Genomic DNA, 11,981 nt, shown 5'->3' with positions numbered 1-11,981 from the left:
ATTTGGTTCGATGGCTGTTTTAGGAATAATTTGCGTGGATTCCCCTATGGCAAGGGTGGAACAATTCAATGTCAGAAGTGGGCCAAAAACATGGCAAGAGTGGAACAATCGCATGGCTGTAGTCATTACTACTTATTTTTCATTTACCTTCATGACCTTGTGCCTAAATTCATAACTGACGATCACACTTTCTATAGTCTCCGTATCATTGTATGAAAGGTTACCCTCGAACTCCAAAATATCATTGTCCTTCCACCAAATGTTATTTACATAGCTATAATTTTCATGATCTATACGAATCCATGTATCTAATGACTTTTGCGCACCATATTTAACTCTTGATGATTCTACTAATTCCGGACTTCCCATTCCTTCTTCAATATTCATCACTTCAACAAATTCACTTTTATTAGAGCATGTTACGATTGCAACTAATTTCTGATTTGGTGAAGGAATGATTTCTTTAATATACATAGACGGTTTTGAGAAACTAAAGTGTTCTTCAAGCATATTATTTTTTATCCTCCAAAGGACATTTTGACTTCCATAATCCGAGTAATTATTAAATAACGTAAATATTATACTGCCATCCGCCATTTTATATACATATTGGCTTTGATAACTTTGTGATAAAATATCGACTGCAAAGGTAGCCGCATCAGCAATCTTTTCATTGTCACTTTGTATAAAAGGTTTGATTTCTGTTAGTGCTTTATCTCTCATCTTTTGATCATTAAAGCTCTCTATCAGCCTATTAATCGCAATATAGACATATTCATCATTATCACTTTTTAAAGCTCTTAGAAATTTATCTGCGTCATATTCAGTAGCCGGCACTAACTCCATGTCTTCCGCCGTCAAATAGCGGATGTAGAGCTCTGCATTTTGTTTTTTATAGTATGCTGCTAATGAAGCTGTAGAGACTGAGCTAAAAATCATCAAACATAGAGCTACAGATACCCATTTTTTTGAGATACGTTTTTTTCTTCTCCCTATTCCGCTTTGCCCTGCCGCTTCAATTAAACTTTCATCAATTAATCCTATCTCTTTGTACAATTCTTCTTTTTTCATATGTTGATCCCCTCTCTCTCTAAGTAAAATCTAAGTTTATTTCTTGTCCTAAATAATATGGACTTCACTTTACTACTACTCATATTAAACTGCCTGGAAAGTTCTTCGATTGAATTTGAGTACCAATACCTTTTAATAAATAAATTTCTAGATTGTTCATCAATAGTATATAAAAACTGGTTAATGTAATTTGCTGTTTCACCAGCTTCGTACTCTGTTTCTACAGTATGAATGGAGGCTATACATTCTTCCAGTTCCGCTAGAATGACTTCAAACTCTCTATTCCTCTTTTTCGCTGTATTATAACTATGCTTATCAAGTGCAATATTACGAGTAATCCTTCCTAAAAATACGGAGAGTTTTCTAGGTATAGTAGGTGGTATTGTATTCCATGCGGCTAAGTATGTATCATTTTCACATTCTTCAATATCCAAACGATTCGAAAGTACATTCCTTGCAACCACTCGGCAGTAAGCCCCATACTTCTTCTTCGTTTCCAATATAGCTTGCCCTGAACGCTGCAAGTATAAATCAACGATGTTCTCATCCTCCATTTAACTTTCCTCCTTTCGCTTGCTCTTACCTATATAGTAGAAAGTCCAAAGAATTGGTTGCACTTATGGACAAATGTTTTATTTTAAAGAACAACAAGTTGTTCTAATTAAGAAAAGCTTATCCAAGACTTTTTTGTCTTGGATAAGCTTTATTCATTAGGGAAACCGCACTTACTTATGATAAGGTTCACCCTGAGGGGTTTAAGTGCGGTTTTTTCTCAGGTCTTGTTTCTCCCGATCTTTAATTTTATTTAAAAACCATTTGTATTTACTTAAGACTCCTAAATTAGGTTTATCGCCTAGCATATTAATCTCTTCCACAATTTTAGATTTAAGAGTTACTAAATGTTGTTTTTCTGGCTCTAACTTAACTAACCATTTACAGACATCAATATAATAATGCCCGTCTACATCTTCTGTTACATCAAGCCACTCTACATCACTTATCTTATCAACAATACTCTTACCTATTAAAAATCTTGGATATATACTATATTTCGATTCTAATTCATAAGCATCAACTAAAGCAGGTCCGAATAGTAAATTATTTTCAACTTCATAGTAGATATCGCCAATCACAATAGAGCCTCTAATTAACACCCCGTATAACCCAAACATATTAACTTGGATTGTTGCTATATCATTAAATATCACATTTAAATAATCTGCAAAGGTTTGTCCATGTTCACTATATTTTGGCTTGATTTCAAGAATATTAATTACTGAATCTGAAAAAATTATCAATTCTGATGTATAGGAAGGACTTGATAATACGTGCATCGTACTTAAGATTTCTTTAATCATCTCTGGCTTATCTTTATATTTACGCTGAACCATATCTTTAAATCCCAAAACATCAAAAAATACTAATATCTTTTTTTCATATTTACAATTTAAATCCATATATAATCCCCTTTCTTCCATTTTACATTAAATGTTTTAATTATACAGAAATCAGAACGTAAAAAGGATCAGATATGTCATCTGCTAATGACCTATCAGCTCCATGTCCTGTTAAATAATACAACACCGTATTATAAAATTGGATTTGAATGCTATGAACTTCACTATTATTACTTAGTAGCTTCTATAGGTTTCTACTATTCATTTTTTACAGTTTCAAAAAATTTATCTATATTAAATTTGTGGATTAATACTTCTTTTAATATATCATTTAATAAACAACATGTGTGAAGCAAAATCCAATTTAAATGACTATACTCAGAATAATCAAAGTTATAATTCTTCATATATATATCAGCAAACTCATAGGCTTTTTTATTAAAACCTATAAAATCACCATGTCCGACTTTATTTCTCATCTGTCTTAGTAATTTTGTCGCTTGGTTTGAATCCTTCTTGTAAATTCGATTAATAATAGGGTTAATATATTTTTCAATTTCATATGTTTGTTGCTTTTTGTTAAGTAACAACATTTCGAGAATTGTAAATACCCGAAGAAAATGGTAATGCTTATAGTCATCTTCTTTAGCTAAAGCTTCAACTATAAAATCTAATTTATAGTAATCTCTTTCTGATTGAAGAAAATTATCAATACATTCTCCATACTGTTTCAAATCATAAATTGCTGCATCTTTTGTTTTAAATCCTTTAAATTCTGAATAATTTCTAATAGATAATACCGAAGTAACCCTCGGCATAACACTAAGATAATCGTTATTACTTGAATAAACTATATTAAAATGTGCCCTAACGTCATTATCACGTTTCATAAAGTTTAACAGTTTTATGATTTTTTCTGAATAGTCTTCTTCACAAAGCCTACCATCAAAGCAATTCGATTTCCAATCAAAAAAAGGCATATCACTATATTCATAATCAAATTCTATAAAAATCATATTATCAATTATACAATCAATACAATTTTCAAGAGTATCTAAAGAATAACCTTTTATGTTTACTATATTATTTTCAACTATTTTCCTCGCTACTGTATAGTCAAATTGATCATGAAGAGATTTACCGTACTTAGTTTGTTGTTCTTTTCTGTTAAATTCAATTTTGCGGATTTCCTCAAAAATAGTCTCTTTAATTTGTTTCTTCCAATCTTCAGGTAAATTATCTAGATAAAGTTTCAATTTTTTTGAAATTAATGTTCTTTCAATTTTACCGTAAATGTCCAACACTATCATGGAAAACACCTCTACTAAAATTAATAATACTATTTACCGAGTATATTCTATTTCTAAATATGAATTTTATAAATCCTTCTAGAGTTGAATAAATATCTTGTGTATGTAAATAATTTAAAATTTGACTCATAAATCTATAATCCCTATCACATCTTTTTAATGAATTTCAAAATTTAAATATACTTTTAATTTCTATAACTTTTGATTGTAACTTTAGATTCAATTATATAATTAAAACCTGCATAATCCTAAAATTTCACTATAATGATTAACTAATCTAAATTTATGTACTGTAATTAATTTAGATATTATCCATCAAAATTCATCTAAAAAATTATTAATTGAAAGCAAAAAAATAAACCATCTACTACAATAAAACAACTGGAATTGATGGTTTATTAATAACCGCATTTACTTATGATACGGTTCACCCTTAATAATCCGAAACGACCGATAAACCTGCTCCACCAACACCAATTTCATCAACTGATGCGGAAACGTCATCTTGGAAAACGACAGTTTTTCATCTGCTCGCTGCAACACGCTTGAATGAAGTCCCAATGATCCGCCAATCACAAAGACAATCTTACTTTTTCCGTACGTCATTAGTGAATCAATACTCGCCGCAAATTCCTCGGATGTTTTCATCTTGCCGTCTATCGCCAGTGCAATGACATGTGCGTCTGGAGAAATCTTTACTAGAATCCGCTCTGCTTCTTTCTTTTTGACAATTTCCATATCTGCATCACTCAATGTTTCGGGTGCTTTTTCGTCCGCCACTTCGATTAATTGCATTTTTGCATAACTGTTCAGCCGTTTTGTATACTCTTCAATTCCTTGCTTCAAATATTTCTCTTTTAACTTACCCACCGTCACAATTGTTATATTCACAGTTTATCCACTCACTCTCTAAATGTTATGCACAATACTTATGCACATATCCACAGTCCTATCTACATATTGTGTCCGACTATTTGTTCTCTACCATATGTAAAATTCTCTGATTACTCATACCACAACCTGTTGATAACTTTTCATTATTTTAATCCACTAATGAAAACTCTCATTTTCTTCTATAAATTTAATACTCCGTAAACGCAAGGGCGCCAAGGCTTTTACCCTGACACTATAAAATATATCTCTCAATATACAGCTGCTTTCTTTCACACAATATTATACACATTATTTAGACTTTATCCACAAATGGATAACTGCATAAAAAAATCAGGCACTGCAGCGCGTTTCCGCTGTATGCCTGATGTGGAAGAAAAGTTGTTCACTTTGTGGATATCATTAGAATGTATTTCCGTCTTTCAATACCATTTCTAGCTCCACTGGCTTTCCACCTCTATAGACCTTTACTTTTAGTTTATCGCCAATTTCTTTTTTATTGTATAAATACTTACGGAGCGTGACCATATCTGTCACTTTTTCATCGTCCAGCTGCACAATTGTATCATACTTCTCTACGCCGGCTGCTCTTGCTGGCGAATTCGGCATGATTTCAGTTACCACTACACCTTCTGTAACGCCTTCTGGCAATTCAAGTGTCTGTTGCTGCTGCTGAATTGGGATTTGTTGAAGATCGAGTAACGATACACCCATTGTCGGCCGGTTTACTTGACCTGTTGCTTCTAAGTGTTCAATGATCGGTAATGCGATATTGACAGGAATAGCAAGACCGATACCTTCTACCGTCTCTTGTGAAATCTTCATAGAGTTGATACCAATTAGCTGACCCGCCATATTGATTAGTGCACCGCCTGAGTTCCCCGGATTGATGGCCGCATCTGTCTGTATAACGTCTGCCTGCCAATCAATAATTCCGTCTTTATTTAGATCCATTGGAATCGAACGGTCTTTTCCTGAAATAACCCCGACAGTTACGGATCCTGCAAATCCAAGTCCAAGCGGATTTCCGATTGCGATAACTGATTCACCACGTTTCAGCGCATCAGAATCCCCAAACTCTACAATAGCGTCTACATTTTTTGCGTCAATTTCGACAACCGCTAAGTCTGTCCATAAATCACTACCGATCAACTTTCCTTGCGTTTTGGTTCCGTCATCAAAACTGACTTCCAGCTGCTCTGAGTTCTCTACGACGTGATGATTGGTAACAATGTACGCCTTACCGCCCTCTTTTTTATAGAGCACACCCGAACCGGTGCCGGCTTCCTGAACAGAAGTATTCGCTGACCAGAAGTCCTGTACTGTCTGGATATTCGTAATTCCGACAACCGCATTCGCTAAATCATCTACTACATCCGTAATTTCCGTAGAGATGTCCATCGGTATTTGGTTATGCTCTGTATTCACCGTTCCTGGTTCTTTACCCCCTGTGCTTTGATTGGTTACCGGCGCTGATTGGTCAGTTGCAAACATCACAACGAGCCATACAATCAGACCGCCAATTAAACCGCCCAGCAATCCCGGCCAAAAGCTGCTTCTTCGCTTTGGCTCACGCCGGGTCTCATGAGGCGGAATCGGCTGCCACTCAGTTTCGCGTCTTTCTTCATCCATCTGCGCATCCCCCCACCTAAAATTTTGCATAATATACTCTTACTTTACCCCAATTTATAGATGACAATGCAAAAAACCCTACTATATTTCAGCAAGGCTTTTCGCAATGTTTTCAGACCAGCACAAGTTCCGTTGATACGGCCGCATCTGTATCGCGCAAGTGCACGTATTCGCCCGCACGGATGCCGCAGTCTTCCAGCGTCTGCGCTACACTCATCCTTGCGAGATCTTTCATATTATTATCCATACTCAGATGCGCCAGATAAATATGCGTATCTTTCTGTAAAACCACTTCACTCATCGCAACAGCTGCATCTTCATTCGAAACGTGACCGACATCACTTAAAATCCGGCGTTTGATGGACCAGGGATAGCGCCCCATCTGCAACATGCTGACATCGTGATTACTCTCGAATACAAAACTGTCCGCCCCTTTGATATGGCCTTTCATTCGGTCGCTCACATAGCCTGTGTCAGTGATAATTGCAAGCTTTCGGTCACCTTCATTGAATGTATAGAACATCGGATCAGAAGCATCATGAGACACCGCAAATGACTGGATGTCGAGTGAGCCAAATGTTTTTACAGTCTCCATATCAAAATGAAAACGCTGGTCCAGTGGAATCTCCCCCACAAGACCGTCCATTGCCTGCCAAGTCTTTGCATTGGCGTAAATCGGTGTCTTGTATTTTCGGGCAAGCACACCGATTCCTTTTATATGGTCACTATGTTCATGTGTAACGAAAATGGCGTCAATTTGTTTCATGGAGCGATTGATCGAGCTGAGCAAGCCTTCTACTTTCTTGCCGCTCAATCCGGCATCTACAAGAAACGCGTGCTCATCTGTCTCTATATAGAGCGAGTTGCCTGTACTGCCGCTCGCTAAAATACTAAAACGCATGTGAAAACTCCTATTCTGTTTGTTCTTCCAGCAGATCAGGCTGGAACTCAATCACTTTTCCTTCAATTGCATTAATGAAGTAGTTTTCGATTGCTCCATCCTTCAATTTTACCTGAATGTTCCACGTCGGTGCAAATACTTGAGTTTCCGTTAGCTGAACCAAAGTGGAATAGCCTGACTTTACTTGAATTACTGTAGAGTCTGGTTTCAAATATCCTCGCGTGACAAGTGAACCAACGGCATCATCCTGCGACAGCAAGTCTTTCTTATGGTTGAAGCTGACGAAATCATGGAGCAGGCGCTGTTCATAATGCGTGATTTCTTCGTCATCATCCCAATGAACGACCAGCATGGCGTTCGGGCTGTAGAAAATTGTCTCATTCTTCACCCGTTGAAAGAATACGGCTTGCTGTTCATCTTCATCGAGATCCCATAAAACATAGTTGCTGCCTTCTAGCACATATTTCGTCAAAAACTCTTCAAAATCATAGTCGCCCTTTTCATTCTTCACCTTTACCGCTTTTTTCAAATGAGACAGCAAACGGGATTTTTCAACCAATACAAATGATTGATTGGTTAAAGATTTCAGCTCTTCATCTGAGAAGGTAGCGATATGGGCGGATAAATAGGACACTTCTTTTTTGGTGAACGGAATTGGATTGTACGTAATATTCTCCAGCTGCAGCAGTTCTTCCACAGATGTTTTACCAATCACCTGCATATTATCTACGCCGACCTGCCGATTCACATACATAGAATATAAGAAAATATTCAAAATGGAAAAGACGATGATAAAGATTGTTTTGGTTCTATTCCAATCCAATCTGTTCACCTCCCAGGGCTGCTTCCGGCATAAAGCGGAACCAGTTGTCTTTGATGAGGTAATACCAGCAAGGCTGCAGTGTGATCAGTCTCTGATCTTCATCGCGGATCATATAATAGCCAACAGAGATTTCTTCAATTAAATCAAAATCCAGTTCCTCAGATTCTCTTAATGCTTCCGCCACTTCCACTCCTGACAGAAGTTCTTCCTCCACCTTAGTATCTTTAAAATCCAATAGCGTGAAGTAGGGTCTAATGTATTGGTGTACTCTCAAATCTCCCCACTCCTGCTTGATTTCATTTGTCCCTGACTGATCACTGTAAACAGGCAGTCCATCCGCATATAGCTGAAATTTCACAAAGCGTGAAAGAGGATTCATATAGGCAAAACGGAATTCATCCGTCCATCCGCCATGCTCATTAACAAAATCGATGGTACTCAGCAGCAGTTCAGAAGGAATGGCAGGTTCCCGGTTTTTTGCAGATGGCATAACATATCTCAGTGTTTTCATCTTCGTATTCATATCCATGAAGGCATGGTCGTCCCCATACTCAACATGTGTAGAATCGACTTGATTACGACGTACCGCATTTGGATCATTGAAAAGCGCATCGCGAAATTCAATTGGATCGATTTCCTGCTGCAAATACGTATTTCGTGTCGTCTTCACCGGTTCTTTGGGAACAGCAAGAAACGGTGCATTGCCGCGGTCAATTTCGGCATATTCATCAAACGACTGACCCACATCGACCACATTTCGAAGGAAGCCCGATCTGCTCTGCAAGCTGACTTGCGCCTGATAATGCAGACCACCTGCTTCACTCAGAAAGTGAACAACCGGCAGTTGCGTGGACTGACTCCAATCAATGACCAGGCGATTGAATGTTGCTTCAGGAATATTGGTATCTTCCATCAGTAATACGTTATCATAGACCAGCATCGGTACTTCGCCTGGAAAGTACAAAGACATCTGGCTTGGTTGCCGTAGCACCTGTGCAACATCAAACTTAGACATATCCGTATTAACGAGCTGAAGATCCGTTACATGCCAAGTACTCATTTCAGAAAGAATGGTCTCGATTTTGCTTGATTCCACAGTACCGAGTACTTGATCTTTTAAATTCGCAATCATTTTATTCGGTTTTATGATTTGATCGATGGTCTTCTTTTCGGCAATAGAAATATCGACCGTCTGGGATTGTTCCATCGGTTCGTAATTTGGCGAGAAAGTCCAAATGGTAAACGTGAACATGACACTAAGAATGACAAGCAACAGCAATACGATGGATTTGATTGTCTCTATATATTTCAATCCCATTCACCATCCTCTTGTTGTTCAAATGGCAGCGTGAAGAATATAGTGGTTCCTTTCCCTTCCTCACTCTGTGCCCAAATATCTCCCTTATGTGCCGTAATCATTTCTTTCGCAATCGCGAGGCCGAGGCCTGTTCCTCCAAGTGCACGGGAACGCGCTCTGTCTGCGCGATAGAAGCGGTCAAAAATTCGGTTGACGTTGGATTTAGGAATCCCCATTCCGTCATCAGAAATCATTACTTTAATATAGTCGCCTGAAACCGTCACGCCAAAGCGGACTTCCCCGCCGTCCGGCGAATATTTCAATGCGTTGGAAATAATATTGTCGAGTACTTGTGTCAGCTTGTCCGTGTCAATCTCAACGAACAGACTGCTTGAGTACAAGTTACGTGTGAACTGAACGTTTTTTGATTTTGAAAACTCAAATCGTTCAATAACGGCATTGAAAAAGCGGTTGAACTCCACCCATTCCTCGTTGAGCTCGTACTCTCTGCTGTCCATTCTAGAAAGCTTCAGCAAATCGTTCACAAGACGAATCATCCGCTCGGTTTCATTCTGCGTCACTCGCAGGAAATTTGGAGCGATCTCTTCATTTCTCCAGGCACCTTCAGCAAGAGCGTCTAAATAACTGCGCATCGTGGTCAACGGTGTCCGTAATTCATGAGATACATTCGAAACGAATTCACGGCGTTCCATATCAATCTTTTCCTGCTCTGTATTGTCATGCAGTACGACAATCAACCCATTAACGAAGCCTGTTTCTCGCTGTGTAACCGAAATGGTGGCTCGCAGGATATAAGATTGCTCTTCGGTACTGAAATCTAACGGAATAGACTCTTTCATCTGAATCAATTCTTCAAAGCTATACTCTGATTCAATGCCCAGGATACTGGCAATTGGACGATTAATCACAAGATCCGTCGTCATATCAAGCATCTGCAGCGCAGAGTCATTGATCAGGCTGACTCTTCCTCTGCGATCCGTTGAGATGACTCCATCTGTCATATTTTCAAGAACAGAAGCCAGCTTCCGCCTCTCACTTTCGGTCGTGGACTGCGACTCTTGCAGCTGATTGGTCAAATGATTGAACGCAATCGCCAGCTGACCCATTTCATCCGTTCCGTAGACTTTTACTTTCCGCATAAAGTTCCCGCTCGCCATTGCCTGCGCTTGTCTTCGCATATCTGAAATGGGGCGAGTAAAAGTCCGTGCAATGAAGATTCCCACGATAATCGTAATGGCCAGGGAGACGGCTGCCCCCTTCGCCAGTATTCCGTTAATCTCTTCAATCTGCTTAAATACGGTCTCTATATTTGCTTCTACATAAAGCGATCCGATCACTTCATGATTCCCGTCAAATATTGGTTTTGCCAATGCGAGCACATGATTATGAGATTGGGGATCTATTTCAATCACATCTTGAATTTGTTCGGAAGTGATGGATTTCCTTACATTTTCATTTGTGGAATGCTGGCCGACTCTCGTTTGATTTTCATAGGAAGAAGTAGCCAAAATACGGTATTTATTATTGATCACCCGAATTTCTATGATGTCATCTGAAGTAAACTCTTCCAGAACGTTTTCCAAGTTTTGTTCAATTGTCGGGTCGCTGTCCTTACGCTTTTTCGTAATTTCTTCCCGTACACTGAACTCCACGAGATTCATCCGGTCTACAATCGAGTTCGTAAAATTCTCTTTCAGTCTCTGGTCCAGCTCACGGGCAAAATACAGCCCGATGATCTGCATGGAAACAAGAATAAGCAGTACATAGATCAAGACAAACTTGACATGAATCGACCGAAAAAAACCTACTTTCTGCATAGCGGTTTACTCCTGTTCCGGATCACGCAGATAATACCCTACGCCCCGTCTTGTCACAATCCAGCTTGGGTGGCTCGGCGTGTCTTCAATTTTTTCACGCAGACGGCGGATTGTTACGTCAACTGTCCGTACATCTCCAAAATAATCATACCCCCACACTGTCTGCAATAAATGCTCGCGTGTCATGACTTGGCCGATATGTTTGGCCAGATAAAAGAGTAACTCAAATTCACGGTGTGTCAGCTCGATCGTTTCGCCGCGCTTCTGAACGAAGTAAGCATCAGGCTGGATAATCAGCTGGCCTACTGTAATATCGTTTGTTGCTTCTTCTTTGTCTTCTTCAAGAGTTCTTGCATGTCGGCGCAAGTTTGCTTTCACGCGCGCAATGAGTTCACGTGTTCCGAATGGTTTCGTCACATAATCATCTGCCCCAAGTTCAAGGCCGAGTACTTTATCAATCTCGGAATCCTTGGCTGTCAACATGATAATAGGGAAATCATATTTCTTCCGAACTTCGCGGCATACTTCCATGCCGTCGCGTTTTGGCAGCATGATATCAAGCAGCATGAGGTCCGGCTGGATTTCTTCAACGCGGTTGATGGCATCTTCTCCGTCATACGCGCAAAATACCGTAAAGCCCTCCTTTTTCAAGTTGAATTCTATTATGTCTGCGATGGGTTTTTCATCGTCTACTATAAATATGGTTTTGTTTTGCATGATTTGTTCCTTTCCCGCCGTATAGGCGACCGGTTTTCTAGACAGCTAGTAATCAAAAATTATTCTTTTCATATCCTTTAACTCTATCACGATTACTGTCAAAT

11 protein-coding genes are annotated in these 11,981 nt (G+C 38.7%); all 11 read right to left on the bottom strand.

Going from position 1 to position 11,981, the window contains the following annotated elements; all coding sequences use genetic code 11:
- Positions 1–132: 132 nt before the first annotated feature.
- A complete protein-coding gene (locus Q1J64_RS09635; protein WP_301108853.1) occupies positions 133–1,071 on the bottom strand; it encodes a hypothetical protein in 939 nt (312 codons plus the stop codon).
- A complete protein-coding gene (locus tag Q1J64_RS09630) occupies positions 1,068–1,625 on the bottom strand; it encodes an RNA polymerase sigma factor (RefSeq protein WP_301108852.1) in 558 nt (185 codons plus the stop codon). Before Q1J64_RS09630 ends, Q1J64_RS09635 begins: the two co-directional genes overlap by 4 nt.
- A gap of 201 nt (positions 1,626–1,826) precedes the next feature.
- On the bottom strand, positions 1,827–2,528 hold the full coding sequence (locus tag Q1J64_RS09625; protein WP_301108851.1) for a hypothetical protein: 702 nt from the start codon (positions 2,526–2,528) through the stop codon (positions 1,827–1,829).
- A gap of 197 nt (positions 2,529–2,725) precedes the next feature.
- A complete protein-coding gene (locus tag Q1J64_RS09620) occupies positions 2,726–3,778 on the bottom strand; it encodes a hypothetical protein (protein WP_301108850.1) in 1,053 nt (350 codons plus the stop codon).
- A gap of 411 nt (positions 3,779–4,189) precedes the next feature.
- A complete protein-coding gene (gene rlmH, locus Q1J64_RS09615) occupies positions 4,190–4,669 on the bottom strand; it encodes a 23S rRNA (pseudouridine(1915)-N(3))-methyltransferase RlmH (RefSeq protein WP_301108849.1) in 480 nt (159 codons plus the stop codon).
- 402 nt (positions 4,670–5,071) lie between these two features.
- Positions 5,072–6,301 (bottom strand): S1C family serine protease, encoded by a 1,230-nt coding sequence (locus tag Q1J64_RS09610; protein WP_301108848.1) that lies wholly within the window; start codon positions 6,299–6,301, stop codon positions 5,072–5,074.
- A 112-nt stretch (positions 6,302–6,413) separates the two neighbouring features.
- Positions 6,414–7,202: an MBL fold metallo-hydrolase gene (locus Q1J64_RS09605; RefSeq protein WP_301108847.1), complete on the bottom strand. Its 789-nt coding sequence runs from the start codon at positions 7,200–7,202 to the stop codon at positions 6,414–6,416.
- A 10-nt stretch (positions 7,203–7,212) separates the two neighbouring features.
- Positions 7,213–8,025, bottom strand: a complete 813-nt coding sequence (locus Q1J64_RS09600; protein ID WP_301108846.1) for a two-component system regulatory protein YycI — start codon at positions 8,023–8,025, stop codon at positions 7,213–7,215.
- Positions 8,012–9,343 carry a YycH family regulatory protein gene (locus Q1J64_RS09595; protein ID WP_301108845.1) on the bottom strand — a complete coding sequence of 444 codons (1,332 nt, stop codon included), beginning with the start codon at positions 9,341–9,343 and terminating at the stop codon, positions 8,012–8,014. The genes Q1J64_RS09600 and Q1J64_RS09595 overlap by 14 nt, the downstream gene beginning before the upstream one ends.
- Complete coding sequence (walK, locus tag Q1J64_RS09590; protein WP_301108844.1) at positions 9,334–11,160, bottom strand: cell wall metabolism sensor histidine kinase WalK; 1,827 nt, start codon at positions 11,158–11,160, stop codon at positions 9,334–9,336. Before walK ends, Q1J64_RS09595 begins: the two co-directional genes overlap by 10 nt.
- A gap of 6 nt (positions 11,161–11,166) precedes the next feature.
- The gene (yycF, locus tag Q1J64_RS09585; RefSeq protein ID WP_153721542.1) at positions 11,167–11,877 is read right to left on the bottom strand and encodes a response regulator YycF; all 711 of its coding nucleotides are present in this window, start codon (positions 11,875–11,877) and stop codon (positions 11,167–11,169) included.
- Between the last annotated feature and the right edge of the window lie 104 nt (positions 11,878–11,981).

It is taken from the genome of Sporosarcina sp. (assembly GCF_029257255.1).
Classification (GTDB): Bacteria; Bacillota; Bacilli; order Bacillales_A; family Planococcaceae; genus Sporosarcina.
Note: the sequence above shows the minus strand (reverse complement) of the source record. Positions and strands in the feature narration are given on the sequence as shown.

Coding starts and splice junctions, on each gene's coding strand:
- Q1J64_RS09625 (WP_301108851.1), bottom strand. CDS start 2,528: ATGGATTTAAATTGTAAATATGAAAAAAAGATATTAGTATTTTTTGAT.
- walK (WP_301108844.1), bottom strand. CDS start 11,160: ATGCAGAAAGTAGGTTTTTTTCGGTCGATTCATGTCAAGTTTGTCTTG.
- Q1J64_RS09635 (WP_301108853.1), bottom strand. CDS start 1,071: ATGAAAAAAGAAGAATTGTACAAAGAGATAGGATTAATTGATGAAAGT.
- Q1J64_RS09605 (WP_301108847.1), bottom strand. CDS start 7,202: ATGCGTTTTAGTATTTTAGCGAGCGGCAGTACAGGCAACTCGCTCTAT.
- Q1J64_RS09620 (WP_301108850.1), bottom strand. CDS start 3,778: ATGATAGTGTTGGACATTTACGGTAAAATTGAAAGAACATTAATTTCA.
- yycF (WP_153721542.1), bottom strand. CDS start 11,877: ATGCAAAACAAAACCATATTTATAGTAGACGATGAAAAACCCATCGCA.
- Q1J64_RS09630 (WP_301108852.1), bottom strand. CDS start 1,625: ATGGAGGATGAGAACATCGTTGATTTATACTTGCAGCGTTCAGGGCAA.
- Q1J64_RS09595 (WP_301108845.1), bottom strand. CDS start 9,343: ATGGGATTGAAATATATAGAGACAATCAAATCCATCGTATTGCTGTTG.
- Q1J64_RS09610 (WP_301108848.1), bottom strand. CDS start 6,301: ATGGATGAAGAAAGACGCGAAACTGAGTGGCAGCCGATTCCGCCTCAT.